The organism is Kitasatospora sp. NPDC058190, assembly GCF_042883685.1.
Classification (GTDB): domain Bacteria; phylum Actinomycetota; class Actinomycetes; order Streptomycetales; family Streptomycetaceae; genus Kitasatospora.
Genome location: NZ_JBHVVI010000070.1, coordinates 1 through 26,954 on the forward strand (window position 1 = coordinate 1; position 26,954 = coordinate 26,954).

At 73.6% G+C, this 26,954-nt stretch carries 29 protein-coding genes; 12 read left to right on the forward strand and 17 right to left on the reverse strand.

Features of this window, described 5'->3' with window-relative positions:
* Positions 1 to 90: 90 nt before the first annotated feature.
* Positions 91 to 780 carry a sensor histidine kinase gene (locus tag ACFVWU_RS27930; protein ID WP_387626028.1) on the reverse strand — a complete coding sequence of 230 codons (690 nt, stop codon included), beginning with the start codon at positions 778 to 780 and terminating at the stop codon, positions 91 to 93.
* Positions 781 to 1,038: 258 nt separating this feature from the next.
* Here ACFVWU_RS27930 and ACFVWU_RS27935 point away from each other — a divergent pair, with 258 nt between their 5' ends.
* Both ACFVWU_RS27935 and ACFVWU_RS27940 read left to right on the forward strand, forming a co-directional pair.
* Positions 1,039 to 1,656, forward strand: a complete 618-nt coding sequence (locus ACFVWU_RS27935) for an ArsR/SmtB family transcription factor (protein WP_387626030.1) — start codon at positions 1,039 to 1,041, stop codon at positions 1,654 to 1,656.
* Complete coding sequence (locus tag ACFVWU_RS27940) at positions 1,653 to 2,981, forward strand: MFS transporter (RefSeq protein WP_387626032.1); 1,329 nt, start codon at positions 1,653 to 1,655, stop codon at positions 2,979 to 2,981. Before ACFVWU_RS27935 ends, ACFVWU_RS27940 begins: the two co-directional genes overlap by 4 nt.
* A 186-nt stretch (positions 2,982 to 3,167) precedes the next feature.
* Here the strand turns inward: ACFVWU_RS27940 and ACFVWU_RS27945 are convergent, their stop codons facing one another.
* Positions 3,168 to 4,193 (reverse strand): DMT family transporter, encoded by a 1,026-nt coding sequence (locus tag ACFVWU_RS27945; protein ID WP_387626034.1) that lies wholly within the window; start codon positions 4,191 to 4,193, stop codon positions 3,168 to 3,170.
* Positions 4,194 to 4,549: 356 nt separating this feature from the next.
* Here ACFVWU_RS27945 and ACFVWU_RS27950 point away from each other — a divergent pair, with 356 nt between their 5' ends.
* Positions 4,550 to 4,813, forward strand: coding sequence for a dsRBD fold-containing protein (locus ACFVWU_RS27950; protein ID WP_387626036.1), 264 nt, complete (start codon positions 4,550 to 4,552; stop codon positions 4,811 to 4,813).
* Between the two features lie 91 nt (positions 4,814 to 4,904).
* Here ACFVWU_RS27950 and ACFVWU_RS27955 read toward each other — a convergent pair whose 3' ends face one another.
* Positions 4,905 to 5,261: a hypothetical protein gene (locus tag ACFVWU_RS27955; RefSeq protein WP_387626038.1), complete on the reverse strand. Its 357-nt coding sequence runs from the start codon at positions 5,259 to 5,261 to the stop codon at positions 4,905 to 4,907.
* A 623-nt stretch (positions 5,262 to 5,884) separates the two neighbouring features.
* Here ACFVWU_RS27955 and ACFVWU_RS27960 point away from each other — a divergent pair.
* The gene (locus ACFVWU_RS27960) at positions 5,885 to 6,181 is read left to right on the forward strand and encodes a barstar family protein (protein ID WP_387626040.1); all 297 of its coding nucleotides are present in this window, start codon (positions 5,885 to 5,887) and stop codon (positions 6,179 to 6,181) included.
* A gap of 428 nt (positions 6,182 to 6,609) precedes the next feature.
* Here ACFVWU_RS27960 and ACFVWU_RS27965 read toward each other — a convergent pair whose 3' ends face one another.
* Complete coding sequence (locus tag ACFVWU_RS27965; protein WP_387626042.1) at positions 6,610 to 7,488, reverse strand: alpha/beta fold hydrolase; 879 nt, start codon at positions 7,486 to 7,488, stop codon at positions 6,610 to 6,612.
* Between the two features lie 141 nt (positions 7,489 to 7,629).
* Here ACFVWU_RS27965 and ACFVWU_RS27970 point away from each other — a divergent pair, with 141 nt between their 5' ends.
* Positions 7,630 to 8,067, forward strand: coding sequence for a MarR family winged helix-turn-helix transcriptional regulator (locus ACFVWU_RS27970; RefSeq protein WP_387626114.1), 438 nt, complete (start codon positions 7,630 to 7,632; stop codon positions 8,065 to 8,067).
* Positions 8,068 to 8,077: 10 nt separating this feature from the next.
* Here ACFVWU_RS27970 and ACFVWU_RS27975 read toward each other — a convergent pair whose 3' ends face one another.
* Positions 8,078 to 9,004 carry an AEC family transporter gene (locus tag ACFVWU_RS27975; RefSeq protein WP_387626044.1) on the reverse strand — a complete coding sequence of 309 codons (927 nt, stop codon included), beginning with the start codon at positions 9,002 to 9,004 and terminating at the stop codon, positions 8,078 to 8,080.
* Positions 9,005 to 9,165: 161 nt separating this feature from the next.
* Between ACFVWU_RS27975 and ACFVWU_RS27980 the strand changes: the two genes are divergently transcribed.
* Positions 9,166 to 9,624 (forward strand): HD domain-containing protein, encoded by a 459-nt coding sequence (locus ACFVWU_RS27980; RefSeq protein ID WP_387626046.1) that lies wholly within the window; start codon positions 9,166 to 9,168, stop codon positions 9,622 to 9,624.
* A 198-nt stretch (positions 9,625 to 9,822) separates the two neighbouring features.
* On the opposite strand, the gene ACFVWU_RS27985 is transcribed toward ACFVWU_RS27980, so the two are convergent.
* Positions 9,823 to 10,194 carry a transglycosylase SLT domain-containing protein gene (locus ACFVWU_RS27985; RefSeq protein ID WP_387626048.1) on the reverse strand — a complete coding sequence of 124 codons (372 nt, stop codon included), beginning with the start codon at positions 10,192 to 10,194 and terminating at the stop codon, positions 9,823 to 9,825.
* Positions 10,195 to 10,753: 559 nt separating this feature from the next.
* Positions 10,754 to 12,274, reverse strand: coding sequence for a carboxyl transferase domain-containing protein (locus tag ACFVWU_RS27990; protein ID WP_387626050.1), 1,521 nt, complete (start codon positions 12,272 to 12,274; stop codon positions 10,754 to 10,756).
* Between the two features lie 290 nt (positions 12,275 to 12,564).
* Here ACFVWU_RS27990 and ACFVWU_RS27995 point away from each other — a divergent pair, with 290 nt between their 5' ends.
* On the forward strand, positions 12,565 to 12,957 hold the full coding sequence (locus tag ACFVWU_RS27995) for a ribonuclease (RefSeq protein ID WP_387626052.1): 393 nt from the start codon (positions 12,565 to 12,567) through the stop codon (positions 12,955 to 12,957).
* Between the two features lie 68 nt (positions 12,958 to 13,025).
* On the opposite strand, the gene ACFVWU_RS28000 is transcribed toward ACFVWU_RS27995, so the two are convergent.
* Positions 13,026 to 13,841 carry an MOSC domain-containing protein gene (locus tag ACFVWU_RS28000; RefSeq protein WP_387626054.1) on the reverse strand — a complete coding sequence of 272 codons (816 nt, stop codon included), beginning with the start codon at positions 13,839 to 13,841 and terminating at the stop codon, positions 13,026 to 13,028.
* A gap of 122 nt (positions 13,842 to 13,963) precedes the next feature.
* Between ACFVWU_RS28000 and ACFVWU_RS28005 the strand changes: the two genes are divergently transcribed.
* Both ACFVWU_RS28005 and ACFVWU_RS28010 read left to right on the forward strand, forming a co-directional pair.
* Complete coding sequence (locus ACFVWU_RS28005) at positions 13,964 to 14,644, forward strand: TetR/AcrR family transcriptional regulator (protein WP_387626056.1); 681 nt, start codon at positions 13,964 to 13,966, stop codon at positions 14,642 to 14,644.
* 226 nt (positions 14,645 to 14,870) lie between these two features.
* A complete protein-coding gene (locus ACFVWU_RS28010) occupies positions 14,871 to 15,395 on the forward strand; it encodes a universal stress protein (protein ID WP_387626058.1) in 525 nt (174 codons plus the stop codon).
* A 56-nt stretch (positions 15,396 to 15,451) separates the two neighbouring features.
* Here ACFVWU_RS28010 and ACFVWU_RS28015 read toward each other — a convergent pair whose 3' ends face one another.
* The 3 genes from ACFVWU_RS28015 to ACFVWU_RS28025 all read right to left on the reverse strand — a co-directional run bounded on the left by ACFVWU_RS28015 (position 15,452) and on the right by ACFVWU_RS28025 (position 17,880).
* Positions 15,452 to 16,162, reverse strand: a complete 711-nt coding sequence (locus tag ACFVWU_RS28015; protein WP_387626060.1) for an alpha/beta hydrolase family protein — start codon at positions 16,160 to 16,162, stop codon at positions 15,452 to 15,454.
* A 236-nt stretch (positions 16,163 to 16,398) separates the two neighbouring features.
* On the reverse strand, positions 16,399 to 17,157 hold the full coding sequence (locus tag ACFVWU_RS28020; RefSeq protein WP_387626062.1) for a VOC family protein: 759 nt from the start codon (positions 17,155 to 17,157) through the stop codon (positions 16,399 to 16,401).
* Between the two features lie 81 nt (positions 17,158 to 17,238).
* Entirely contained in the window at positions 17,239 to 17,880 is a 642-nt protein-coding gene (locus ACFVWU_RS28025) for an alpha-ketoglutarate-dependent dioxygenase AlkB (protein ID WP_387626064.1), read from the reverse strand.
* Positions 17,881 to 18,142: 262 nt separating this feature from the next.
* Between ACFVWU_RS28025 and ACFVWU_RS28030 the strand changes: the two genes are divergently transcribed.
* The 3 genes from ACFVWU_RS28030 (at position 18,143) to ACFVWU_RS28040 (ending at position 20,526) form a co-directional block, all read left to right on the forward strand.
* The gene (locus ACFVWU_RS28030) at positions 18,143 to 19,186 is read left to right on the forward strand and encodes an NAD(P)-dependent alcohol dehydrogenase (RefSeq protein WP_387626066.1); all 1,044 of its coding nucleotides are present in this window, start codon (positions 18,143 to 18,145) and stop codon (positions 19,184 to 19,186) included.
* 107 nt (positions 19,187 to 19,293) lie between these two features.
* Complete coding sequence (locus ACFVWU_RS28035) at positions 19,294 to 19,902, forward strand: hypothetical protein (protein ID WP_387626068.1); 609 nt, start codon at positions 19,294 to 19,296, stop codon at positions 19,900 to 19,902.
* 105 nt (positions 19,903 to 20,007) lie between these two features.
* Positions 20,008 to 20,526 (forward strand): universal stress protein, encoded by a 519-nt coding sequence (locus ACFVWU_RS28040; RefSeq protein WP_387626070.1) that lies wholly within the window; start codon positions 20,008 to 20,010, stop codon positions 20,524 to 20,526.
* 32 nt (positions 20,527 to 20,558) lie between these two features.
* Here ACFVWU_RS28040 and ACFVWU_RS28045 read toward each other — a convergent pair whose 3' ends face one another.
* From ACFVWU_RS28045 to ACFVWU_RS28070, 6 genes are all read right to left on the reverse strand, one after another.
* On the reverse strand, positions 20,559 to 22,202 hold the full coding sequence (locus ACFVWU_RS28045) for an amidohydrolase (protein WP_387626072.1): 1,644 nt from the start codon (positions 22,200 to 22,202) through the stop codon (positions 20,559 to 20,561).
* Positions 22,160 to 23,041 carry a PaaX family transcriptional regulator C-terminal domain-containing protein gene (locus ACFVWU_RS28050; protein ID WP_387626074.1) on the reverse strand — a complete coding sequence of 294 codons (882 nt, stop codon included), beginning with the start codon at positions 23,039 to 23,041 and terminating at the stop codon, positions 22,160 to 22,162. Before ACFVWU_RS28050 ends, ACFVWU_RS28045 begins: the two co-directional genes overlap by 43 nt.
* A gap of 110 nt (positions 23,042 to 23,151) precedes the next feature.
* Positions 23,152 to 23,904, reverse strand: coding sequence for an Asp/Glu racemase (locus ACFVWU_RS28055; protein WP_387626076.1), 753 nt, complete (start codon positions 23,902 to 23,904; stop codon positions 23,152 to 23,154).
* A 37-nt stretch (positions 23,905 to 23,941) separates the two neighbouring features.
* Positions 23,942 to 24,835: a fumarylacetoacetate hydrolase family protein gene (locus ACFVWU_RS28060; protein WP_387626078.1), complete on the reverse strand. Its 894-nt coding sequence runs from the start codon at positions 24,833 to 24,835 to the stop codon at positions 23,942 to 23,944.
* Between the two features lie 25 nt (positions 24,836 to 24,860).
* Positions 24,861 to 25,985, reverse strand: a complete 1,125-nt coding sequence (locus ACFVWU_RS28065) for a cupin domain-containing protein (RefSeq protein WP_387626080.1) — start codon at positions 25,983 to 25,985, stop codon at positions 24,861 to 24,863.
* Positions 25,982 to 26,953, reverse strand: a complete 972-nt coding sequence (locus tag ACFVWU_RS28070; RefSeq protein ID WP_387626082.1) for a carbon-nitrogen hydrolase family protein — start codon at positions 26,951 to 26,953, stop codon at positions 25,982 to 25,984. The genes ACFVWU_RS28065 and ACFVWU_RS28070 overlap by 4 nt, the downstream gene beginning before the upstream one ends.
* Position 26,954 lies beyond the last annotated feature (1 nt).

Below are 26,954 nucleotides of genomic sequence, written 5' to 3' on the forward strand. Positions count from 1 at the left end.
ATCGGCATGCCGGGCTCAACGACCGGCACCCCACCGGGGTACCGGTCGCATCACCAGTTCATCCGAACCAGTCATGTGCGAAGGACGGGGCTAGTCGTACGCGACCGCCAGCAGCAGGACCACGGTGAGGCCGCCGCCGGGGGTGGGCTCGATCGCGAGCCGGCCGCCCGCCGCCAGTACCAGGCTGTGCAGCGCCGGGCCGACCGGTCCGGTGGCGCGCGCGCCCGTCGGCAGCCATTCGCGGGCCTCGGGCGGCTCGTACGAACCGCGGTCGGAGATCCGTATCTCCACCTGCTCCCGCCTGCGCGCCGGGCCGCCCCGCCCGGTCGCGGCCCGGGGCGCCGCCGGGCGGGTGGGGGTGACCTCCGCGCGGACCAGGACCCGGTCGCCCAGCGGGTTGCGCCGGATCGCGTGGTCGACCAGCCCGGCTATCGCGGCCTCCATCCGCCGGGCGTCCCCGGCCACGACCGGCAGCCCGGGCGCCATCCGGACCGTGACCGCCGCGGCCCGCCCGCCGCCGCGCACCACCCGGTGCACCACTTCGGCGACCTGGACGTGCCGCGCCTGCGGCTCGCACCCGGCCTGCCGGCCGGTCCACCTCAGCCGGTCCAGCTCGGAGCGGGACAGTGTCCGGGGCGAGGCCATCGCGACCGGCGGGACCGGGCCGAGGACGTCCGGCGCGCCCTTGCCGACCTTGCGATCACTGCGGCCCGCGCCGCCGAGCGCGCCGAGCGCCCGGGCCCCCGAAGCCACGTAGCCCCAGAGCTTCCCGCGTGCCATCGCCCTGCCCCTCGTGCCTGACCGGTGGCCGTCATCGGTTCCGCGGCCAGCCGGGGCGGACCGCTTCCCGGGCCCTGCTGCCAGGGTGCGCCTCCGCCGTCCGGGTGACAATCCGGCTCCGGGGCGCGAAGCGGGCACCGGCCCCCGCCGAGCGACAGGCCGGACACCCGCCGACCGGCGGGGCCGTCCGTCCATCGCAAAGAACTCTTCGCACAAAAGTCTTTGCAAACATCTCTTTGCGGTCCTACGCTCTTGGCCATGACCGAAGACCGCGGCTGGAAGCACAGCGACGACCCGCACATCGCCATCACCGCCAAGGGCATGCGGGCGATGGCGCACCCCGTGCGCATGCAGCTGGTCGGGCTGCTGCGCAAGCACGGCCCGTCCACGGCGACGAGGCTCGCCGCGCAGCTGGGGCTCAACTCCGGGGCCACCAGCTACCACCTGCGCCAACTCGCCGCCGCAGGCTTCGTCGAGGAGGACCCGGAGCGTGGCAACGCCCGTGAGCGCTGGTGGCGTTCGGCCCACCAGCTCACCGTCTGGACGGGGGACGACATGGCCGACGAGGAGCCCGAGACCGCTGTCGGCTTCCTGCGGTCCGTCCTGGCCGCGCACACCCTGACCGGCCAGCGCACGCTGGACGCCTTCGAGACCATGCCGCGCGAGTGGCGCCGGGTGACAGACCTCAGCGACCTGGTCCTGCAGCTCACGCCCGCCGAGGCCGAGCGGCTGACCGGCGAGCTGTCCGACGTGATCGGGCGCTACCGCCGGATCGACGCGGACGGGCCGGTCCCGGAGGGCAGCGAGCAGGTCTCCGTGATCGTCCACGTCCTGCCGGACCCGAGCACCACCACACCCGAGGGGGAAGCCGTATGACCACTACCGTCGTTGCCCCGCCCGGGCGCAGCTTCCGGCCGCTGGCCGGGGTGCTGACCGCCATGGCCGTCTCCACGACCGGGACACGGGTCTCGGCCATCGCCCTGCCCTGGTTCGTCCTGGCCACCACCGGCAGCGCCACCATGACCGGCCTGGTCGCCTTCGCCGAGATGACGCCGTACGTGCTGGTCAAGGCGCTGACCGGGCCGCTGGTCGACCGGCTCGGGCCGCGGGTGGTGTCGTGGACGACGGACGCGGTGAGCGCCGTCGCGGCCGGGCTGGTCCCGCTGCTGCACGCACGCGGGCTGCTGCCGTTCTGGCTGCTGCTCGCGATGGTCGCGGTGATCGGCGCGATGCGCGGCCCGGGAGACCTGGCCAAGTCGGTCATGGTCCCGGAGGCGGCCGACCAGGCCCGGGTGCCGATGGAGCGCGCCACCGGGCTGTCGGGCGTCACCGAGCGGCTGGCCTCCACGATCGGTCCGGCGGTCGGCGGCGGGCTGGTCGCACTGATGGGCCCGCTGGCCGGGCTCGCGGTCAACGCGGCCACCTTCGCACTCGGATCACTGGTCATCGCGCTCGCGCTGCCGCGCGGCATGGGGCGCCCGGCGGTGCCGGGTGCGGCCGCGTCGTCGTCCGGGTCGGCGGGGGAGGGGGAGCAGGGCGGCTATTGGCGGATGTTCCGCGAGGGCTTCGCCTTCCTGCGGTCCGAGCCGCTGCTGCTCGCCGTGATCGTGATGGTCGGCATCACCAACCTGCTCGACGCGGGCTTCACGACCGTCCTCGTCCCGGTCTGGGCGCGGGAGTCCGGCAACGGCCCGGCCGCCATCGGTCTGACCGCCGGTGTCATGGGCGCCACGGCAGTCGTCGGCAGCCTGATCGCGGCGGCCGTCGCCTCGCGCCTGCCCCGGCGGACGGTCTTCTTCGCCGGCTTCCTGCTGTCCGGTGCGCCCCGCTTCCTGGTGCTCGCCCTCGGTGCGCCGATGTGGGTGGTGGTCACGGTGTTCGCGGTCGGAGGCTTCGGTTCCGGCTTCCTCAACCCGATTCTCGGCGCCGTTCTCTTCGAACGGGTGCCCCGCCACCTCCTCGGCCGCGTCCACGCCCTCGGTGACTCCCTCGCCTGGGCGGGCATCCCGCTGGGAGGCCTCCTCGCCGGCGGCGCGGTCGCCCTGGTCGGTCTGATACCCAGCCTGCTCACGGCCGGGGTCCTGTATTTCGCCACCACGACGCTGACCGGGCTACGGCCGGAGTGGCGGGAGATGGACCGTCTGCGGGGGCACACGAGCACCGCGGTCGTCGAGCGGGAGGTGGAGTCGGCACACGTGTAGGTCATCGACCATCCAGGGCGGGCGACCTGCTCAGAGGAGGAGCAGGAGGCTGACCGGGGCTGCGAGGGCGCACCGGGCAGGTGGAGACGGAGGCGAGACGCCGGAGCAGGGCGCAGAGCCCGGCACCCGCGACCAGCCCGCCGGCCACGGCGTCCGCCTGCGCGCACCAGCACATCGGCCGCCCGCTTACTCGCCCTTCTCGTCCCTGCCCTTCGAGTTCCTGCCCTTCGAGTTCCTGCCCTTCGAGTCCCCGTCCTGTTCGTTCTCCCCGGGTTCGTCGTTGTCCCCGGATCGGTCCTGGCCGCCGGGTTTGTCCCAGGGGGCGTTCTCCGGTGGCACTCCGATGCTCTCCAGGGTCTCCCGGACGCTGCCGGGCATCGCCGGGTGCCGCCCGATCACGATCACCCCGATCACGATGGCCAGCAGTCCGATCGCCTCCCAGGCCAGCGCGTCCGGGGTGACCCGCAGCCGGTCGCCGAGGAAGCCGACCGCGCAGGCGATCCCGGCCAGCGGCTGGGCGGCGGTCAGCGCGGGCAGGGACATCCGTAGCGGGGCGGCCTCGAAGGCGCTCTGCACCAGCAGCAGCCCGACCACGCCCGCCACCACTACCGCGTACGGCTGCCAGGTGCGCAGCACCGCCATCAGCCCGTCGTGGTCCAGGCGCTGGGTGGTGGTGCGGGTGAGCGCGTCCTGCAGGCCGTAGAGCAACCCGGCGGCCAGCGCCAGCAGCGTGGCCTCCTCGAACAGCGGCAGCCGCCGGGCGAGCGAGACCAGCAGAAGGGTCAGCCCGACCACCGTGCCGACCACCAGCCAGTGCCGCAGCTCCCCGGCGGGTGGTCCGCCCCCGGTGGGCCGCCCGGCCACGATGAACGCCGTCACCCCGAGGCCGAGCAGCAGCACCCCGGCCCAGCCGGAACGGCCCAGCGTCTGACGGGTCAGCACCCGGGAGAGTGCCATGGCGAAGAGCAGGTTGGTCGCCAGTAGCGGCTCGACCAGTGACACCTGGCCCTGGTTGAGCGCGAGCGCGGAGAGCAGCAGCCCGCTGACCATGAATCCGGTGCCGAGCAGCCACTCCGGCATCCGCATCAGGTCCAGCAGCAGCCGCCAGCGCAGCATGTCGGCACGAGGGGCCCGCTGCGCCGCGTGCTGCTGGAGGACGAAGCCGAGCCCCAGACAGCAGGCCGCGCCGAGGGCGAGGAGGAAGACCGCCACGGAGGGACCACCAGGTTGTCGCTGCCCCGCGCCGCGCCGGCGGGTCCGGGGTGGGGTCGGCGGTTGCGGCGCGCTTCCGTCAGCCTACCGCCGGGGCGGTGGCCAGGCCGATCAGACGCGGGACGGCCCGCCGATCGGATACGGGAACACCCGTCGATCGGATACGGGAACACCCGTCGATCGGGTGTCCGGGGCAGCGCGGTTCGGGTGCCGGTGGCACGGCGGCCGTGTGCCACCCGGCCGCGCTTGCCGCTTCGGGTGAGGCAGGCGCACGCTGGTGTGAGCGGCCGCCACGGGCCCACCGCCCGTGCCGGTCCGATACAGGCGCGGCGGGGGCAGGCGCCAGGAGGTGTGGCATGCACAACCAGTGGGACGTGGAGCTGAGCTTCGAAGAGGACGGCGTGCACACGACGTGCGACGCCAGGCTGGTGGGCGCGAGGGCGCCGGGCCTGAACGCCCACGGCGAGGCCGAGAAGAGTGCGGAGGACCGTCCGCTCGCCAGGATCGGCGAGGAGGTCGCGGCCTCCCGCGCCCTGGAGGAACTGTCCCGCAAGCTGCGGGCCCAGGCCACCGGGGAGATCGAGGACGAAGGGCACCGCCCGGGCTACCTGATCTACTGACCTCGGCGGCTTTTCCGAACGCCCAGGCCTTTCGAGCGGGAAGGGGCGGCCGCGTCGGCACGGTCGCCCCGACCTTCCCGTGCGCTCCGGCTCAGCTCCAGGGGTTGGCCGGCTGGTCGTTGATGGCCGTCATGAAGCGGGTGTCGGCCGGGAGGGTGCCGGTGGCCCAGAGCGACCACCCCTCACCGTCGTGGAACCCGGCCAGCCGCCGGTCGCCGCCGAAGGAGTCCGCGCACAGCTCGTCGGCGGCCTCGCGGCTCGTCAGCTCGGAGCCCGCCGTCGGCGCGGTCGCCGCCACCTCGCCGCCCGCCCAGCTGGGGAAACCGGTGGTCGGGATCCCGTCCGGGGCCGGTCGGTCGTCCACCCGGATGCAGAGCACCGGCAGTTGGGACTCGGGGCCGGTGTCGCCGAGGTAGGGGTTGCCGAGGCCGTAGGTCCCGACGTGCACCGAGCCGCCGCGCTGCTCCAGGGAAGGGAGAGGCGAGTGGGGCGGCTGCGGGGCCGTAGTCTGCCAGCGTCAAGTGCGGTGTGGGCCAGGACACTTGATGGTTGCGTCGGTTTCCGGCCGCCGCCCGCTCGCCTGGTCCGTGGACTACCGGACCGGCGCCGCGCCGCGCCCCCCAGCCGCTCGGCAGCCAGCCCACCGCCGCCGCCCAGGCCCGGTAGCCCTCGGACGGCCCGGTCGCGAGGCACCGCCGGACCTCGGCCGCCACCACCGGCTCGGCCAGGAACATCCCGATGACGACGTCAACCCAGTTGGTGGGCCCCATCACCGACAACGCCTCCCGCGCCGCGTCCCCACCGTCCAGCGTCCACCGCCCGGCGTCCACGCCAACGTCAACACCGGAGCCGCAAACACCACCGCCGGCGCCGTCAGATGAGCAGCCCCCGCCTGCGATCCACCGCGCGTCGTGGTCCCGGTGATCCGACCACGCCACGGGCGGGGTGAACGTACCCGACGCCGCGACACCTGGCCGGCGGCCGCGCGCTCCCCTCATGGCCTGACGGGTGATCGGCCCGGGCTCCGGTTTCCTTGATCGGCCGATTGGTGGGGCTGGGTAGTCTGCTGCGATGACGGACAGCGAACTGATCGTGGACCTGCGCGGTCGACCGATCGAGACACTCGACGACTTCTGGGACGCGGTGAGCGAGCCGTGCGGGCTGCCACCGTGGTTCGGCCGGAACCTGGACGCCTGGTCGGACACGATCGAGACCCGCGGCATCTCCGAAGTGATCGACTGTCACGACATCCTGACCGTGCACGTCATCCAGCAGGGACTCTTCGCGGGGGACCGGCCGGAGGCCCAGGTCCTGGCCGAGATCTTCGACGGGGTGCAGAACCGGCTCGTCGTCCACCCGTTGGCCTGACGGAGCCGCGCGGCGTCTCAGGCCTGGCGGCGACCGGGTTGACGCCCTGATTCCGGAGCGGACGGTGGTCCCTTCCCCGTGGTCGATTCGACGAGCCACTGGACGAACGGGCATGGGCGTGAGTCAGTCGATCGGCCGAGGGTCGAAGATCCCCCCGCGTGGGAAGTCGGACCCGCCGACTTCCCGTGCGGGCTTCGAGGCGGGGCGCGGGAATCCGTGGTCCGATCGCCGTCATTGGCGGGCCCGACGAGGCGCAGTGGTCGGAGCCCGTCGCTTCATGGCGGCCGAATCCGGTGCAAGCCGGGGAAGCCCGAGCTCCGGCGTGGTTCCGCGGCGGGGGCGTGGGCTGAGGCCGGAGCGGGCGGGAGTGTGGGGTGGGGGCCGCAGCGGCGTCGGCTCGGCTCGGCGTGATGCTGCGTCGGGCCGGGTCAAGGGCGGGTGCGGGTGAGGAAGTCCAGGACGCGGTGGTTGACCTCGGGAGCGGCGGAGGTGGGGAGGGTGTGGTGGGAGGTGTTCGGGATGGTGGCGATGGTGGCGTGGGGGACGGCTCGGCGGGTGGCTTCGGCGGTCTGGTGGGGGTCGTGGGGGCGGGAGTCGGCTGCGTACAGGGCGAGGAGGGGGGTGGTGAGGGTGCGGAGGCGGGCGGGGGTGGGCCGGGAGCCGGTGATGACGGGGGAGGCGGGGAAGTCGGCGTAGCCGAGGGCGTAGAGCTCGCGCCAGGCGGGGTCGAGGCCGTGGCCGCCGGATTCCCAGTCGAGGTAGGAGCGGGCGCGGGCCGGGTTGCGGCGGGGGAGGAAGAGGGGGAGGACGCGGAGGAGGTAGCCGGGGCGGAAGCCGGTGAAGCACTGGGTGGGGTCGAGGAGTGCGAGGCGACCGACGCGGGCGGGGGTGTGCAGGGCGTATTCGAGGGCGATCCAGGCGCCGTAGGAGTGGCCGCAGAAGTCGGCCTCGGCGACGCCGAGTTGGCCGAGTACGGTGTCCAGCCAGCCGAGCAGGCCGGGGACGTCGCCGAGTGGCGCGCCGTCGTGGATGCTGCGGCCCGGGTCGCCGATGAGGTCGACGGCGAGGACACGGTGGCCGGCCTCGGCCCAGGCGCCGGCGTTGGCGAACCACATGGTGGAGGTGGCGCCGCCGCCGTGGAGGAGGACGAGGGGACGGCCGTCGGCGGGGCCGCAGGCGTTGATCCGGGTGGTGCCGTGCGGGGTGCGGACGGTGAGGGGTTCGACCGGGACGGGCCAGCGGGCGAGCAGCGCGTCGTAGGCGGCGAGGAAGGGACCGGTGAGGGAGCGGGCGGTGCGGGTGGACATGGTGGGCCTCCGCGGTGTGGTGTGATCGGCGACCGGATCACACAGTGAATCGCTCGTTGAGCAAGTATCTCGCTGAGCGAGAGAATAATGGCACGTGAGTGCCCGAGGAAGGACGAGAGGGTGTCCGAGGCTGAGGAGCCGATGCGGCTGGTCCACCTGCTGCGCGGTCTGACGGTCGAACTCGACCTGTTCGGGGCGGAGTTCGCGGCTCGCAACGGTCTGCATCCGACCGATCTGCGGGCGCTGATCCACCTGCTGGACGCAGCCCGGGCCGGGGAGGTGGTCACCCCGGGTCGGCTCGGGGAGGCGCTGCGGCTGAACTCGGCGGGGACCACCGGTCTGGTGGACCGGCTGGTGCGGCTCGGGCTGATCCGCCGTGAGCGCGACCCGCGGGACCGGCGGAAGGTCCGGCTGGTGGTGGAGGAGCGGGCGATGGAGCTGGGGCAGGGCTTCTTCGGTGGGCTGATCGGCGATCTGGTCGCGGCGATGGGCCGGTTCGACCCGGCGGAGTTGGCGACGGCCCGGCGCTTCCTGGAGGCGATGACGGCCGTGGTGGCCGCCGCTCGGGAGGAGGGGTGACGGAGGAGCGCTACGCGGGTCCGAGGGTCCAGCTGATCACGGACAGGGTCGCCATCGACACCAGCGTCGACCAGAGCACCGTGTCCCGGGCGAGGTCGCTGCTCTGCCCGTACTCGCGGGCGTAGGTGTAGACGTTCTGCGCCGTCGGCAGGGCGGAGAAGAGCACCACGGTGAGCAGTTGGTGCGGAGGAAGGTGGAGCAGCGGCCCGGCGACGGCGAGGGCGACGAGCGGCTGGACCAGGGTCTTGACCGCGACGGTCAGCCCGACCTCGGCGCGGCGTGAACGGCCGTCGGCGGGAGGGCGGTTGTGCAGGGACATGCCGAGGGCGATCAGGGCGGTCGGCACGCCGGCGCCGCCGAGCAGTTCGCAGGAACGGTTCAGCTCGGCGGGCAGGTGCAGCCCGGCCGCGGAGGCGACGGCGCCGAGCGCGGTGGCGAGCAGGATCGGGTTGCGCAGCGGCAGGGTGAGGAGGGCCCGGCGGCCGACCGCGCCGCTGTCCAGGACGGCGAGGACGGCGGGGGTGACCAGCAGGATCTGGAACAGCACCACCGGCGCGACGAAGGAGGCGTCACCGAGGACCTGCATGGTCACGGGTATGCCGAGGTTCGCGGAGTTGACGTATCCGGAGGCCATCGCGCCGATGGCGAGTTCGCCGGGCTTGCGCCGGAAGAGCAGGTGTCCGGCGAGCAGCCCGAGGCCGGTCGCGACGGCGGTGCCGGCCGCGAAGGCGAGCATCGAGGGGTTGGCGAACCGGTCGAGCGGGGTGCGGGCGATCATCAGGAAGAGCGCGGCCGGCATCGCGACGTGGAAGACGAAACGGTTCAGCACCACCTCGGCCTGCGGCCCGAGCAGTCCCGTGCGGCCGACGAGGTAGCCGATCCCGGTGAGCACCCAGATCGGGGCGAAGCCGGACAGCAACGGATGCAGGGATGGCATGGTTCCTCGGATCGCTCGGACGGGTCTGCCGGGTTCGGCGGGGATCGCCCGCCCGCGGGAGGGCGTCAGCCCCCCGGGGGCGGTGACCCCGGGCGCCGTGGAGCCCTGGGGCAGTAAACCAGCAGGCGCCGACTCGAAGATCACGGGCCTACGATGAGCCGATGGAGCAGCAGTACCTGAGCCTGTCCGAGGTCGAGGCCATCGCGCGCCGCGCCCACCGGGGACAGGTGGACAAGAACGGGCACCCGTACAGCGAGCACATCGCGGCGGTCGCCGCCGGGACGGAGGCGCGCGGCGGGAGCGAGGCGCAGATCGCGGCGGGTTGGCTGCACGACACCGTCGAGGACGACCGGCTGAGCCGGGAGTGGCTGGCGGCGGCCGCATTGCCGGAGACGACCAAGGCGATCGTGGACGCGCTCACCCGCCGCACGGACGAGCCGGTCGAGGAGTACACCGCGCGCATCCTGGCCACGCCCGGCGCGCTGCTGGTCAAGCGGGCCGATCTGGCGCACAACTCCGACCCGGCCCGGCTGGCCTCGCTGGACCGGGCGACCGCCGAGCGGCTGGCCGCCAAGTACGCGCGGATGCGGGAGCTGCTCGGGCTCGCCGGGGAGCTGTGAACCGCGGAGCCGGGGACTGGGGAGCTGTGAATCGGGGAGCCGCGTGAGCAGCAGGAAAACCAGGACAGGGCCCGGGCCACGCGGATCGCGCGGGCCCGGGCCCTGTCGGGTCACCCCGGTGGTCCCTGTCCGACCCCCGGGGTGAGGGGGGAGTGGTCAGGAGGCGGGTGGAAGTCGGTACGCCGGTGGTGGGTCGGCTTAGTACCAGTGGTGCTTCTGCCAGAAGGCCCAGGCGGCGTTCGGGCTGCCGTAGCGGGTGTTCATGTAGTTCAGCGCCCACTTGATCTGGGTGCGCGGGTTGGTCCTCCAGTCCGAACCCGCGGAGGCCATCTTGGAGCCCGGCAGCGCCTGGGCCAGGCCGTACGCGCCCGAGCTCGGGTTGGTCGCGGTCACGTTCCAGCTGGACTCGTGCGAGATGATGTGGCTGAACGAGGCCAGCTGGTTCGCCGGGACGATCTGAGCGGCGATGGTCTTCGGCGACACGGTGGCGGCGCTCGCGGTGGCGGGCAGCACGCCGCCGAGGACGGTCAGACCGGCGGCGCCGGCGAGAATCGCGGCGGAAGTGCGCATACGGAGCTTGAAAGCGGGCATGTAGGCAGGACCTCAATCGGGTTGGGTCGAGTCGCACTCCACCCGGACCACGGCCGGACAGGGGCCGCTGCGGTTGTGGGGTGCGACTCGGCGGTAAGCCGTTCACCGGCGGGACAGGAGGCCGGTGCGGCTGACGACGAGAGCCATTGTTGCCAGATGGGATCGGCCGTCGCCAAGACCCCCTCGTTACGACGCCCGGTCGTACGGGCGGTCGCCGCCGTGGATTCGAAGGGGCGGCGGTGCGCGGTGTGCAGACCTGTGCTGAGCTGGGAAAACGCCGGTCGAGCGGACCTCGCGCAGTGGCCTGTCAAGCACCCCGAGCACCCCACTACCGGCCGTCGTAGGCTCGATTCGACTGTGAGTGCGCTCACCGTTTAGGAGCGGCGGCTGTCACCGGGCGATCCGGTCACACCACTTTGGGTACAGACGATCTGTGCCCGGCGCCACACGATCCCCTCGCAGTCCGGAGGTGCGGGCTCACCGAACGTCGCCGGATCGCCGAACGTCGCCCGAACATCGATCGCCGAACGTCACGCGATCACCGAACGTCGCCCAGCCGCCGGTGCCGAGCCGCCCGGGCCGTGAGTCGCTCCGCCTCGCCGGTGGCCGCCAGGACGTCGAGCGCCGTTCCGAGCGCCGCTCCCATGCGGGCGCAGAAGGCTTCCGGTTCCTCGGCGGCGTCGGGCAGCTCCGGGACCACCTCGTCCACCAGCCCGACCTCCGCCAGGTGGTGGGCGCCGATGCCCTGGGCCCTGGCCAGCTCGGCCGCGTGCGCGCCGTCCCGGTGGACGATCGCCGAGGCGCCCTCCGGCGGCAGCGGCGCCAGCCAGGCGTGCCCGGCGGCGAGCACCCGGTCGGCCGGGAGCAGCGCCAGCGCCCCGCCGCCGGAGCCCTGGCCGAGCAGGACGGCGAGGACGGGCGTGCGCAGCGCGAGCAGGGTGGTCAGGCAGTGCGCGATCTCCACCGCGATCCCGTCCAGCTCGGCCTGGGCGGAGAGCTCGGCCCCGGCCGTGTCCACCACCGTGACCAGCGGCAGCCCCAGCTGCTCGGCGAGCCGGGCGGTGCGGCGGACGGCCCGCAGGTCGGCGGCGGTGAAGGGGCGCTCGTGCTCCGGGCTCTGCCGCTGCTGGCCGACCACCAGGACGGGCCGGCCGCCGAGCACGGCGAGCGCCCGGACCAGCGCGCCGCCGCGACCGCCGGGCGCGTCCAGCAGCACCAGCTCCTCGGCGGTGCGACGCAGCAGCTCACGGGTGCCGGGGCGGTCGGGGCGGCGGCTGCGGCGGACGGAGTCCCAGGCGTCGGGGTGCTCGGCGGGCTCCTCGCCGGCGGGGGCGGTGGCGGTATCGCGAAGGTCGCCCGTACTGGGGGAAGGCGTGGTGCCGAGGACGGCGAGTGTCCGGCGGAGCAGTTCGCGCAGCTCCTGCGGCGGCACCACGGCGTCCACCAGCCCGCGCTCGGCCAGCGTCTCCGCCCGCTGGACGTCCGCGGGCAGCTCCACGCCGCGCAGTTCCTCGTAGACACGCGGCCCGAGGAAGCCGAGCCGGGCGCCGGGCTCGGCGAAGACCAGCTGGCCGAGCGTGCCCCAGGAGGCGAAGACCCCGCCCATGGTGGGGTTGCGCAGATAGGTGAGGTAGGGGAGGCCGGCCGCGCGGTGCGCCTGGACGGCGGCGGTGATGCGGAGCATGCAGAGGAAGGCCGCCGAGCCCTCCTGCATCCTGGTGCCGCCGGAGACCGGCAGGGCGAGCAGCGGCAGTCGCTCGGCGGTGGCGCGTTCGACGGCCCGGGTGATCCGTTCGGCGGTGGCGACGCCGATGGAGCCGCCGAGGAAGCCGAACTCGGAGGCGACCAGGGCGACCGGCCGGCCGTCGATCAGGCCGAGGCCGGTGAGCACGGCCTCGTCCAGGCCGGTGCGCTCGCGGGCGCGGTCGAGCGAGGCGCGGTAGCCGGGGTCGGCGGGCGGTCCGGCCGGCGGCTCGTCCCAGCCCTGGAAACTCCCCGGGTCGACCAGCAGTCCGATCAGCTGGTGCGCCGTCAGCGAAGTGCCCGTTCCCGTACCCATGTCCACCCCGTCAGAGATCGTTCCGGCCCGACACGGTGCGCCACTCTATGCGGCGCCGATGTCGCGTTGTGGAAGGGCTATGAAGATGTGAGCAGGCCGACAGCGGCGCTCGCAGTAGTTCGATGGCGGTCGACCCAAGGATGGTGCGGGCGGTTCGTGGACGGCTTCGGGGAGGGCGGCCCCGGGGTGGGAGTACGGGTGAAGTCCCTGATGGGGCAAGAGAGTTACCCGTTGGTAAAAAGTTGACTCAGGGGTTCCGGAGTTGTCGGTGGACCGCCACACTGGTGGCCATGACCCGCACTCTACGCGCGTGGAAGTCTCGCGCTGCCGCCATCACCGCCGTCGCCATGATGACCCTCGCCCCCGTCGCCGTCGCCACCGACGCGCACGCCGACGTGAGCGGCACGGTGTGCCTGTCCACCCTGCCGCCGGAGGCCACCGACACCCTCAACCTGATCGCCTCCGACGGGCCGTTCCCGTACTCGCAGGACGGCGTGGTGTTCCAGAACAGAGACAGCGTCCTGCCCAGCCAGTCCTACGGGTACTACCACGAGTACACCGTCATCACCCCGGGCGCCCCGACCCGCGGTGCCCGCCGGATCGTGACCGGCCAGCAGTACCAGGAGGACTACTACACCGGCGACCACTACGCCACGTTCTCCCTGATCGACCAGACCTGCTGACACCCCCCGGCACGACCGTGGCCCCGGCGAACTTTCCCGCCGGGGCCACGGGTGTACCGGCCACGGCTCTACAGCTCGGACGGCCCCCAGGCGCTCACCGCCACCTCGTCCCCGACCCGCAGCGTGCCCGGCCGCACCACCGCGAACTTGCTGCCGAACGCCACGCCGCCGGCCGCCGCGCGGCGGTAGCGGGCCAGCGTGCGCAGCGGCTCCGGGCCGGCCTTGGCGCCGGTCGACTGGTCCACCAGCGTCACCGCGCAGCGGATCGCCAGCTTCGTGTAGCCCAACTCCGCGCCGCCGACGGTGAACCGGCGGAGCAGGTCCTCGGTGTGCGGCTCCGGCCAACCGTCCACCACCAGGTTCGGGCGGAACCGGTCCACCGGCAGCGGAGCCCCGTCCGAGCGCGCGTTGAAGTCGTCCAGGGAGGAACGCGACAGCAGGTGCACGGCGGAGCTGTCCGCGAACCCGGACGTCCCCGGGGTCAGTCCGTCGGTCACCCGGTCGTGCTCCGGCGGCACCCGGACCAGCCGGCTGGGCGCGCCCAGCACCTCGGAGAGCCACCCGGCGGCCTCCTCGCCCTGGTCGACGGCCGCGTACGGCGTGTCGAACATCCGCACCTCGCAGCGCGGGCCCTCGGTGTCGACGGCGAACTCCACCGGCTCCACCCCGGGCGCGGCGAGAGCCAGCCGGTCGCCCCCGAGCACGGTCGGACGGACGGTCGCCAGGGGCCGGTCCCGCCGCTGGGAACGGAACACGCCCTTCGCGTCCACCACCATGAACGAGCGGTCGTGGGCCAGTCCGGCCCGGGTCAGCTCCGCCTGTTCCGCCACCACCCCGGCACAGCCCTTCACCGGGTAGTACCGCAACTCCACCACTGTGGCCATCTTTCCCCCCGTACTCTCCAGCCGCCTCGGACGCGGCTTCTCCGTTTCCCCGTAGGGTAGTTGCCGGCGCCGGTGACGAGCCGCCGAGCACCGGGCAGCCGCGCGGTTGCTAGGGTCGGGGCATGGCACCGAGCAGCGCGAACCCCCCGGGACGGCTCCGGCGCGACGCACAGCGCAACCGGGACCTGCTGCTCGCCGCCGCCCGCGAGATGTTCTCCCGACACGGCCTCGACGTCCCCCTGGACCAGATCGCCAAGGAGGCCGGCGTCGGGAACGCCACCCTCTACCGGCACTTCCCGACCCGCGAGGCGCTGATCGCCGAGGTCTTCGCGGACGCCGGGGCCGGCCTGGCCACGGCGGGGGAGGAAGCGCTCGCCGCCGAGGACGCCTGGACCGGCCTGGAACGCTACTTCGGACGGATCTTCGAACTCGTCGCCGCCGACCGGGGCATCAACGACCTGGTCGCCCAGGCCATCCCGACCATCCCCGGAATGATCGAGATCAGCCGCGGACACGCCGCCACCGTCGGCGCCCTGATCACCCGCGCCCAGGAGCAGGGCACCATGCGGCGCGACGTGGTCACCATGGACCTGCTCTTCCTGCTCGGCCCGCTCTGCCGCGCCCTGCCCGCCGCCACCGAGCTGCGCCCCGACCTCTGGCGCCGCTACCTCGCCCTGCTGCTGGACGGCTTCCGCGCGCAGGCCACCCACCCGCTGCCGGTCCCGCCGATCGGCGAGGAGCACCTGGACCGGATGTTCGCCGACCTGTGGGAGGCGCAGGCACCGCAGGCACCGGGGGCCTGAACGGCCCCGGGCGCATCAGGGACGCGTACGGAACGTCGGGCGCGGCGTCAGGGCCGTGTCAACGGGCAGGGCGGGCGGGGCGCGGGCGGCTTTGCTGGGGTGACGCGGCGCGGTCCGGTCGTACGGAGACGGCGGGGTCGGGCTGGTGGAGGCGGCCTGCGTCGGCCGGATGTGGAGGACGGCGCGGGTCGGTTCGGTGACGCGGACGGAGCGGAAGGGGCGGGCCATGGCGGACACGGGAGCGGACGAGGGCCGGATCGTGGTCGGCGTCAGCGGCTCGCTCGGCAGCCTCGCCGCCCTCCACCGCGCGGTCGCCGAGGCCCGGCGCGCGGACGTCGAGGTGCTCGCGGTGCTGTGCTGGACCCCGCCCGGCGACGAACTCGGGTACCGCCGCTCCGTCTGCCCGCCGGTGCTCAACGCCGGTCGCGACGCCGCCGTCGCGCGACTGCGGCAGGCACTCGACGAGGCCTTCGCCGGTCGCCACGCCGGTGCCCGGCTGCGCTGCCAGGCCGTCCGCGGGGACGCCGGCCACACCCTGGTGCGCAGCGCCGACCGGCCCGGGGACGTCCTGGTGCTCGGCGCGGGCCGCGAGCGCGGCCGCCTGTCCCGGCTGATCCGGCCGTCGGTCACCGCCTACTGCGTGCGGCACGCCACCTGCCCGGTGCTGACCGTGCCGCACCCGCCGCTCCAGCGGGACCTGGAGGCGCTGGAACGCGGGCACGGGCTGAGGGAGTTGGTGGCGGGGAACTGAGCCCCTGGGGGGCGACGGCGCCGGCCGGCTGTGACAGGGCGGCTACGGCAGTTCGGCTACGGCAGGCCGGCGGCCCGGGCCAGGACAGCGGCGGTCCGGCGACCGGCGTTCAGGGTGTCCGGGTCCGTGGCGGGCAGGCAGCGCTCGGCCTCGGGGCTGTAGGCGGTCATGATCACACCGGCGTGGTCGGTGGGGAGTTCGAGCAACTCGGCGGTAGGTGCGACGGCGTGCAACTGGCGGGTGAGCTCCGCCGGAACCACCTCGTCCGTCGTGCCGTGCACCAGCAGGATCGGGACCGGGGACGGGCTCGCGGCGAGGAGGTCGAGCGGGCAGTCGCCGGTGGTGGCAGCCGCGCGGCCGTAGGCGGAGGCGATGCCGACGGCGGCGGCGGGACGCAGCTCGGCGGGGGTGTCGGGGTGGGTGGCCACGGCGACCGCCTCCCGGCCGCCGAGCGACCAGCCGGCCAGCACGAAGCGCTCCGGATCCCCGCCGTACGCGGCGGCGTTGCGGCGGGCGAAGGCGAGCGAGGCGAGCAGGTCGGCGCGACCGCGGTCCTCGCGGTCGGAGCGCCAGTCCGGGACGAGCACCAACAGGCCGAGCCCGGCGGCCTCCTGGGCGAGCGTCGCCATCACGTCGCGCTCGTCCGGGCCCGAGCCGTGCCAGAGCAGCACCACCGGGGCGGGCCCGGCGGCGCCGACGGTCGGGCGGTGGACGTCCAGCAGGCGCCCGTCCGCGTACGGAACGACCTCAGGTTGAGTGCTCGTCATGCCGGGTTCCCCTCCGATTCGGTGCCTGATCACGGAACTGGTACTGTACTTCCTGTCGCGAGGGAGACAATCTCTCGTCAGGCGTCAGCGGTGCTACCAGAGCACGTCCTACTTTCAGTAGGGAGAGTCCGTGCAACCCGGGCCTGGCGCTCCACTGTCGGACGGGGTCCGGCACCTGCTCAGGTGCCGGACCCCGTCCGCGTTCCCCCTCGACTTCCAGCAGGTGACCGGTCGTCTCAGGCGGCCTCCGCGGACTCGTCGGACGGGACGGTGATCAGGACGAACTCCGCGCCGGCGTCGTCCCGGACCAGGGCCGAGCGGCCGAAGGGCGTGGGCTCGGGGTCGGTGAGGACGCTGCCGCCGAGGGTGTGGAGTCGGGCGGCGGCGCGGTCGGCGTCGGCGGTGCCGAAGTGGGTGCGCCAGGCGGCGCCGGCCCGCGGCGGGTCGGAGGGGCCGATCCCGCAGGCGGGCAGGCCCGCGACCCGGGCGAGGGTGTGTCCCGCGCGCGGGCGGTCGTAGCCGTAACCGAAGACCTCGCGGTAGAAGGCGCGGGCGGCGTCCGGGTCGGGGGAGAGGTGCTCGTTCCAGGCGAGCGTGCCCGGCTCGTCGACCAGCCCGGCGCCGTCGACGGCGTCTCCCTGCCACAGGCCGAAGGGCGCGCCGAGCGGGTCGACGGCGAGGGCGGCGCGGCCCTGGTCGGGCACCTCGTACGGCTCGCGGGCGATCCGTCCGTCGGCGGCGCGGATCAGCGCGACGGTACGGCTCAGGTCGGCGCAGGCGAGGTACGTGCTCCAGGCGGCGGACGCCGCCCGGGGTGCGGAGGCGATCGCCGCGACCTGCGCGCCGTGGCGGGTGGCGACGGCCTCGCCGGGGTCGGTCGGGACGAACTCCCAGGCGAACAGCGCGCCGTAGAAGCGCTGCGCGCGCGGGACGTCCGGGGTCGTCAGCACGACCCAGCACGGGACGCCCTCGTGGTACCGGCCCGCCTTCGGCATGCCGCCCTCCTGGTGCCATCGGCCCACTCGTCAGCCTCCGTTCAGCCTCCGCGCCCGGCGGGTGGGTGGCAAGCGGGGGCCTCAGGCGACCCCGTGCGGGCGGAACTGGATGCTGATCCGCGGGCCCACCGGGCGGGCCGTCTTCGGGATCGCGTGCTCCCAGGTGCGCTGGCAGGAGCCGCCCATCACCACCAGGTCGCCGTGGCCGAGCGGTCGGCGGACGACGGCTCCGCCGCCGGCGCGTGGCCGCAGCGCCAGCGTGCGCGGCTCGCCGACCGACAGGATCGCCACCATGGTGTCCTCGCGGGCGCCGCGCCCGATCCGGTCGCCGTGCCAGGCCACGCTGTCCCGGCCGTCCCGGTAGTAGCAGAGCCCGAGGGTGCGGAACGGCTCGCCCAGTTCCGGCGCGTAGTGCCTGCTCAGCGCCGTGCGGGCCGCGCCGAGGACGGGGTGCGGCGGCTCGGCCTCCGCCGGGTAGGAGGCGAGCAGCCGTGGGACGTCGACCGTCCGCTCGTACATCTCGCGCCGCTCGGCCCGCCAGGGCACCGTCGCGGCCAGCTGTTCGAACAGCTCGTCCGCTCCGTGCAGCCAGCCGGGCAGCACGTCCAGCCAGGCGCCGTCGCCGAGCACCAGCCGTCGCAGGCCGTCGAGCGGGCCGAGGCGGACGCCCCCGGTGTCGCCGTCGTCGAACAGCGAGGGCTGGAGGTGGACGGTGCTGTGCATGGGGCCAGCCTACGCCTTGAATCGAACACATGCTCGAACAATTGCTCCCGCCGCTCACCCTCTCGTCTCGAACGATCCGGTCTCGGCCCGCGTCGATCGTGGTGCGCGCCACCACCGGCCGGAACGGCTGCCGGCCGCCACCCCGCCCAGGTGGCTCCGGCCCGGGTTGTGGCGCAGGGTGGATGTGTCACCTGTGGGCCGGCGCGAACGCTCGCGATCAACCGGCCATCGGCACGCATCCTCGAAGTACGGGAGAGACGACGTGCTCACCGTTCCCGCCTACGCCGCGACGTCCGCGACCGAACCGCTCACCCCCACGACCGTCGAGAGGCGGGACGTCGGCCCGCACGACGTCCTGATCGAGATCGAGTACGTCGGCATCTGCCACTCGGACATCCACAATGTCCGCAGCGAGTGGGGTCCCGCCTCCTATCCCGTGGTCCCCGGCCATGAGATCGCCGGCGTCGTCGCGCAGGTCGGCTCCGAGGTCACCAGGTACGCCGTCGGCGACCGCGTCGGCGTCGGCTGCATGGTCAACTCCTGTCGAGAGTGCGCGCCCTGCCTGAGGGGCGAGGAGCAGTACTGCCTGAAGGGCAACACCCTCACGTACGGCTCCATCGACAAGGACGGCACACTCACTCAGGGCGGCTACTCCACGCACATCGTGGTCGACGACGACTTCGTCGTCCGCATCCCCGGGGCACTCGCCTTGGACGAGGCCGCCCCGCTGCTGTGCGCGGGCATCACCACGTACTCCCCGCTGCGCCGCTGGGGCGCGGGCCCCGGCAAGAAGGTCGCGGTCGTCGGACTCGGCGGAGTCGGCCACATGGCGGTCAAGATCGCCCACGCCCTGGGTGCCCAGGTCACCGTCCTGTCCCAGTCGCTGAAGAAGAAGGACGACGGTCTGCGCCTCGGCGCGGACCACTACGTCGCCACCAGCGCCCCGGCCACCTTCGAGCAACTGGTCGGCGCCTTCGACCTCATCGTCAACACGGCCAGCGCGAGAGTCGATCTGGACTCCTACCTCAGGCTGCTGAAGCCGGGTGGAGTCCTGATCAATGTCGGCGCTCCCCCCGAATCGTTGTCACTGGACGTCTTCTCCCTCGTCATGCACGGCCACATCTGCGCGGGTTCCCTCATCGGTGGCATCGGCGAGACCCAGGAGATGCTCGATTTCTGCGGCGAACACGGCATCGGTGCCGAGGTCGAGATCATCCCGGCCGCGAAGATCAACGAGGCCTTCGAGCGGATGATCGCCTCGGACGTGCGCTACCGCTTCGTGATCGACACCTCGACGCTCGTCTGACCGGCGCTCGTGCCGGTGGCGTCCAGGCGGAGCGCGTCCTCGCCCCCGCCTGGGATGCCCGGCTGGAGCCGCAGGCGGGCTCTCCACCCGGCCGCTAGCCTGCCGCCATGGCGATCAACGGCTTCGGGGTCACCGAGTTCCAGCTCGTCCTGCTGCGTCGGATGGCCGACTACCACCCCGAACTGGTCGAGGACGCGGTGCGGCGGCTCGGTGCCACGCGTGCCTCGATGCGGGAGGCGAACAAGCGCTGGCAGGCGATGGTCCGCGCGCCCCGGTTCCCGCACGGCGCCGCCCGGTACGCCGCGGTGCTGGGGCCGGCGGAGGTGAGCCTGCCGCGGCGGATCGGGGATCTGGCGTGCGAGGCGCGGCAGTGGGCGCTGCCGCTCTGGCCCGAGCTGCGCTTCGAGACCCTGCTGGGCCCGGCGGGGATCGGCGCGCCGCTGCTGAACGAGTGGCTGGTCCGGGCGGCCGGTGCTCCCGCCCCCGCGCTGCGGACGCGGGCGGACCTGGCGCCGTGGGGCTGCGTGGTGGGCGATGTGGGCGCCGCCTTCCCGGGGGCCGTGCCGCGCGAGGGGAGTGCGCCGACCCGGTTCCAGCTGGACTTCGAGGCGCCGGACGCGGACGGGCGGGTGCGCACGTGGACGGCCGACTTCACCTGGGGGCTGTTGCAGGAGGTCCGACCGGCCGAGGGGGCAGCCGGGCCATCCATCGGTTGATGCAAGGCGATATTCAGTTAATGCCTTCGATTTGCAGGTCGAGGCGAGGTAGTGGCAGCATAATCGAAGACACGGAACAGTCTTGGAATCGGAAAGCGAAGGATCATGTCGCCCGTCGCGCGCGTCATCGTCGGAGTCAGCGGCTCGCTGCACAGTCTCACCGCCCTGCACCGGGCGGCCGAGGAGGCCCGCGCCCGGCAGGCCGTGCTGGTCCCGGTGCTCGCCTGGACCCCGGTCGGCGGCGAGCGCAACTACCGCGCCCGGCCCTGTCCGCCGCTGCTGCGCGCCTGGCAGGACGCCGCCGAGGCCCGGCTGGAGCGCGCGCTGGAGCAGGCCTTCGGCGGCCTGCCGATCGGCGTGCAGGTGCGGCCGCTGGTCATGCGCGGCGAGGCCGGTCAGGTGCTCGCCGAGCTGGCCGACCGGCCGGGCGACCTGTTGGTGATCAGCGCCGGCCGCCACGGCACGACGCGCGGACGACTGCGCCGGCTGCTGCGCGGCTCGGTCAGCCGCTACTGCCTCGACCACGCGCCGTGCGGCGTGCTCGTCGTCCCGCCGTCCACCCTGCACGAGGACCTGCGCGCGCTGCACCGCGGCGTCGACCTGCGGGAGCTCATCGCGGCCTGAGTGCCGACCCGCAGTGGCGGCGTCCGACGCCGTCAACTCCGGTGCACCGTCCGCCCGCCGACCACCGTACGGGCGGGCCGCAGCTCGCGCAGCGCGTCCACCGGACAGCTCAGCGGATCCAGTGGCCACAGCGTGAGGTCGGCGAGCGCGCCCGGCCGCAGGCAGCCGCGCTCGGCGCTCTCGCCGGTCAGCCGGGCGGCGTTCACGGTGTGCAGCGCGATCGCCTCGGCCCGCTCGATCGCGTGCTCCGGGCCGACCACCCCGGCCGTGGTGTCGCGGGTGGTCATCCCCCACACGGACACCATGGCCCCGTACGGGCCGACCGGGAAGTCCGAGCCCGCCGAGAGCTGCGCTCCCTCGTCCAGCCACTCGCGCAGCGGGAACAGCGCCGCGGTGCGCTCCTCGCCCCAGGTCCGCTGCTGGGCGAGCGCGCCGTCGTGCAGCAGCGGGTGCTGCACGGTCACCGGCACGCCGAGCGCGATCGCCCGGGCCCGCTGGTCGGCCCGGGCCAGCCCGCCGTGCTCGACCACCAGGGTGCCGGGCGGCAGGCCCGGGCGGCGCTTCACCACCTGCTCGAAGACGTCCAGCAGCACCCGCAGGCCGCGATCGCCCCAGGCGTGCACGCCGACCCTCCAGCCGCGCCCGACCGCCCGGTCCACCGCCGCGAGCAGGTCCCCGGGCTCCCAGAGCAGCCGCCCGTGGTAGCAGGGCCGGCCCTGGTACGGCTCCTCCAGCGCGCCCGCCTCGAAGCCGCCGTCGATGCCGAACTTGACCCCCCACAAGCGGAGTCGGTCGTCGTCCCGGCCTTGCGCCCGCCAGTCATCCATCTGATCCAGCAGCGCGTCCACCTGCTCCGGCGTGCGGGCGGCGAAGCCGGAGACCAGCGCCCGGACCCGCACGGCGAGCGCGCCCTCGGCGCGGGCCGCGTGCAGCACGTCGAGGTCCTCCACCGGCACCAGGCAGTCCCGTACGGTGCCGATCCCGGTGGCGGCGTAGTCGGCGGAGGCCGCGCGCAGGCCCTCGATCCGTTCGGCGAGGGTCGGGCGCGGCAGCACCCGTTCGACCGGCTCGATCGCCCGGTTGATCAGCCGGCCGGTCAGCCGCCCCCGGTCGTCGCGCTCGATCACCCCGCCGGGCGGCGCCTCGGTGGCATCGGTGATCCCGGCCAGTCGCAGCGCGGGCGAGTTGAGCACCATGTTGTACGCGCCACGGCGCACCAGCACCGGGTGGTCGGCGGTGGCGCCGTCCAACTCCTCGGTGGTGGGCAGCCGTTGCTCGGCCAGCAGCACTTCCTGCCAGTTGACCGTGGTACGGATCCACTCCCCGGCGGGGGTGCGGGCGGCGCGCTCGCGGATCAGGTCGAGGAACTCGGCGAGGTCGTGGGTGCGGTGGACGGGGACGCCGTGGACGCTGTGGCCCGCCATGATCAGGTGGGTGTGGGTGTCGTCGAAGGCGGGCAGCACCGTCGCGTCCGGGGCGTCCACCACCTCGGTGCCGGGGCCGATCAGGTCGTCCAGACCGGCGGGCTCGGGGGAGAGGGCGGTGATCCGGCCGCCGGTGACGGCGATCGCCCGCTGCGGCGGCTCGCCGGGGGCCCGGCCGGGGTCGAGGGTGTGGACGGCGGCGGCGCGGATCAGCAGGTCGGCGGGGGAGTGGTCGGTCTTTCCGTCGGACATGGCGGCTCCTGGGAGTGGGACAGCCCGGTGACCTTCTCGACGTATCGCAGACTGGGCTCGGCGAGCCGTCCGTGCAACTCGGTGAACACGGCGCGGGCCGGGACGGCGTTCCAGTCGGCGGGCAGCAGCGGCGCGGGCAGGCCGGGGTCGAGATAGGGCAGCCGGCGCCATTCGGTCAGCATCGGCACGTAGTCCCGGAACGCCTGGACCGGGTCGGTCCGCTCCTGCCCGCGCAGCTCCTCGGCGACCGGGCGCCAGGCGTCGGTGAAGGCCGCGTACTGCGCCTCGATCGCCGGGAGGTCCCACCAACTCGCCACCGCCGTCCGGAGTTCGGCGAAGCCGGCGTACTCGGCGGAGAGGAAGAGGTGGACGTAGGCGCTCAGCCCGAGGCGCTCCAGCAGGCGGCGGGCGTCGGGCAGAAGTCGGGCGGGCGCCAGCCAGACGCCGGGGGCGGCGTTGCCGAAGCCGAGCCAGCTGAGCCGGGATCGCAGCTGGTGACGGTGGGCGCGTTCGGACTCGGGCACCGAGAAGACCGCCACCACCCAGCCGTCGGCGAGTTCGGCAGGCTCCAGGCTGTGGAAGATCCTCCGGTCGCCCTCCTCGAACACCGGGTCCATCGCGGGGTCGAGCCGGTAGCCGGTGCCCGTGCGGCGTTCCTGGAGCAGGGTGCCGGCCTTCTTCAGCCGGGAGATCGCCGAGCGGACGGCCGGGCCGTCGACGTCCAGTTCGGCCATCAGCGCGATCAGGTCGGCGATCGATATCCAGCCGCCGAGGCGGCGGACGTACTCGCCGTAGATGGTGTGGATCAGGGAGCTGGGCCGGGGCGCGCTCTCCGACATGCCTGGGCCCTCCTCCCCGACGGCTGGTGGTGATCATAGCGGCGGTGTCGCGTTCCAGGCGCGGGTGTCCGCGCGCAGGAGCCTGTGCGCAGGTGACCGCGCACGGGCAGCTATTCGTAAGCGCCGGACAGCAGGTGCCCGGCGCCGGGGGCGAAGGCGGGCAGGCCGAGGGCGCGCAGGAGTTGGTGGGTGGTGCAGATCGAGGCCGAGACCACCGGCTTGCCGAGCTGCTGCTCGGCCTCCTCGACGGCCGACAGCGAGGGCATCTGCACGCAGGCGGACAGCACCACGGCGTCGGCCTCGGCGTGCGCGAGGCCCTTGGCGATCGCGGGCAGCCGGGCCGGGTCGTGGGCGGCCACGTCGAGGTTGTCGGCGATCTCCAGGGCGGCGTGGTCGAGCACCTCGATGCCCTCCTGGGCGAGGTAGTCGACCACCGTACGGGCCAGTGGCCGCAGGTACGGGGTGACCATGGCGACCTTCTTGGCGCCGAGCGTGTGCAGGCCGGTGACCAGGGCGCCGGCGCTGGTGACCACGGGCGCGGGCGCGCCGTTCTCGGCCGTGCGCCGGTGCAGCCGCTGCTCGGCCTCGCGGTGGTAGCCGGGGCCGGTGGCCATCACCGCGACCAGGCAGGCGTACCCGATCACATCGACCCGGGCGTCCGAGAGTTCGGCGGCGCAGCGGTCGGACTCGGCGTCCATGGCGCGCAGTTGCTCGGGGGTGACCCTGGTCATCCGCATCCGACTGGAGTGGAAGGTGAACCGTTCGGGGGCGACCGCCTCGCGGGCCCGCAGCAGGGCGGGGACCTCGGTCTCCATGGTGACGTTGGAGCTCGGGACGATCTGGCCGATCCGGTACGTCGGCATCAGCGGGTGCTCCTTTCTGCGGGCGCTCTGCGGGCGCTCAGCGGGCGTCGATCACGGGGTTGGCGAGCGTGCCGATCCGCTCGATGGTGGCCTCGACCAGGTCGCCGGGCTGCAGGAACTGTGGCGGGACCATCCCCGCGCCGACCCCCGAGGGGGAGCCGGTGGAGATCACGTCGCCCGGTTCCAGGGTCATGCCGGAGGAGATGTCGGCGATCAGCCGGGCGATGCCGAACAGCATGTACCGGGTGTTGGAGTTCTGTCGCGGCTCGCCGTTGACCCGCAGCGAGAGGTCGAGCCGCTGGGGGTCGGGGATCTCGTCGGCGGTGACCACGCCCGGGCCGAACGGCGCGTAGCTGTCCTGGCCCTTGGAGAAGAACCACTGCCCGGAGCGGCGCTGGTCGCGGGCGCTGATGTCGTTGACGATGCTGTAGCCGAACACGTGCCGCAGGGCGTCCTGTTCGGCCACCCGGTAGGCGGGTTCGCCGATCACCACCGCGAGTTCGCACTCCCAGTCGAGCTGCTTGGTGAGGTCGGCGTTGTGCAGGATCGGCTGGCCCGGCCCGGTGACGGCGGTGGCGGGTTTGCCGAACAGGACCGGGCGGTCCGGGAGTTCGCGCTCGGTGTCCAGGCTGCGGTGCGATTCGGCCACGTGCTCCACGTAGTTGAGGCCGATGCCGATGATCTTGCCCGGACGTAGCGGGGCGCGCAGCGAGACCTCGGCGAGCGGCCGGGTGTCCGGCGTTCCGGCGAGCAGCTCGCGGGCGGTGGCCAGCGCGGGCGCCCCGGCCCGGATCAACCCGAGCAGGTCGCTGGGGAGTCGGGCCCCGGCGGCGGTGGCGAGGGCGGTCAGGTCGGCGACCCGGTCGGTGCCGATCCGGGCGCCGAGGCGCGGGGTGTCGTCGCCGTCGGCGCAGTAGGTCAGCAGGTGCATGGTGGCGGGGCTCCCGTGTCGGGTGTTACGAGGCGGTGGTGGGCTGGTGTCCGTCGTGGTCCGGGTAGGCCTCCTCGCGGTAGAGGCCGAGCGAGTGCATCACCGGGAAGTCGTTGAAGGAGAACAGGCAGGCGTCCTCGCCCTGGTCGAGGTTCGCGTGCTCGTGCCAGGCCCAGGACGGGACGACGAAGATGTCGCCCTGCTGCCACTCGAAGCGCTGCCCCGCGATCACCGAGACGCCGCGTCCCTTGGCCGCGGTGTAGACCACCGAGCCGGTGTGCCGGTGGGCGCGGGTGGCCTGGCCGGGGCGCAGGAGTTGCAGGTGGGCGGCCATGGTGGGCATCACCGAGCCGCCGGTGACCGGGTTGGTGTACTCCATCACCACGCCGTCGTAGGGCGATCCCTCGGTGGCGCGGGCGAGTTGGCACAGCGCGTGGTAGCTGGGCTCCCAGGGCCAGCCGAGCAGCGGGGAGTACGGCCGGGTCCACTTCTCGACGCCGTACGGGAGCAGGTTGCCGCCGTAGCTGAGCAGCGAGGAGTTCACCACCGGGCCGGGCCGCTGGTAGAGCTCGGGGTGGACCTCGTAGAAGTTGGCGTCGAGAGTGTTGACCAGCGGGATGTCCAGGCCGTCCTGCCAGATCACCGGGTTGTCCTCGGCCTCGTTGCCGTGTTCGTGCCAGGTGTTGTTGGGGGTGATCGCGAAGTCGCGCGGGCCGACCTCGAGCTTCTGTCCGTCGACGACGGTCCAGGCGCCGGCGCCCTCGTGGACGAAGCGCAGGGCGGAGGCCTGGTGGCGGTGCGCGGTCATCGCCTCGCCGGGGCCCATGATCTGTAGGCCGGTGTACAACAGGCCGACGGCGGCGCTGAGTTCGCGGCGGCCCGGGTTGACCAGCATCACCACCCGGCGGCCGGCGTCGTCGGCCTTCACCAGGGGGAGCGCCTTGCGGACCAGGGGGCGCAGGTCGGCGTAGCGCCAGAGCACCGGGACGGAGCGGGGCTGCGGGTACCAGGGCTCGATCTCGTTCGCCACCGTCCACAGGGCGCCGGCCTCGTGCTTGGCCAACTCCTCGTAGTAGGCGAGCAGTTCGGGACTGTCGTTGACCCGTGCGCGGCCGATCCGGTCGTCGTCGTAGCTGTTGTCGCCGGTCATGTCTCCTCCTCGGGGAGTACCAGGGGCCGCAGCGGGCGGTTGTCCACGTGCAGCCGGAACACGTCGAAGCGGTTGTAGTGGCCGACGATGTCGTGCATCTGCTTGGGCTGGATGCAGCGGCCGAGGTCGATCTCGGCGTAGACGATGCCCTCCTCGTCCACCAGCGGCTCGGTGACCGCCCGGCCGTCCGGGCCGAAGATGCCGGAGAGCGCGTTGCGCGGGCGGGCGAGCTGCTTGCGGACCTGCTGGTCCTCGCCGGCGATCAGTTCCACCATCTCGGGTGAGATCGTGGAGCAGGAGACCACGGTGAACAGCTTGCCCTCGAAGCAGTGGGCGGCGGCGCGCAGCGCGATCGCCTCGGCCATGTCGTAGTCCTCGGGGGCCACCGGCAGGGCGATGTAGCTTGCCGCGTGGACCAGTTCGCCCTGGGCCAGCAGGGTGAAGCGGGCCAGGGTGTTGGTGTTCTCCCCGCAGGCCAGCGCGCCGAGCGGGCCGACGGCCGTGCGGTGGACCTTCAGCGAGCTGCCGTCGCCCTGGGTCCAGGTCAGCTTCTCGGCCCAGGTGGGTACCAGTTTGCGGTGCACGCCGAGGAGTTCGCCGTTCGAGCCGATGATCAGCAGGGTGTTGTACAGCACCCCGAGGCTGTGCCGGCCGCGCTCGTTGACGCCGATCACCAGCACCACCCCGGTCTGCCGGGCGGCGGCCCGCAGGGTGTCCACGTACGGGCCGGGGACGTCCACGGCGGCGCGATAGAGCCGCTCGTACCAGGGCGAGCCCTGCACCGGGGTCATCGTCCAGTTCCAGTAGGGGTAGCCGGGGACGAAGACCTCGGGGAAGACCACCAGTTCGGCGCCGTGGCCGGCGGCCTCGTGGATCAGGGCGACGGCCTTGTCCACGGTGGCGGCCGGGTCCAGGTAGACCGGGGCGGCCTGCACGGCGGCGGCCGTGAAGTGGGGCAGGTCCGGCATG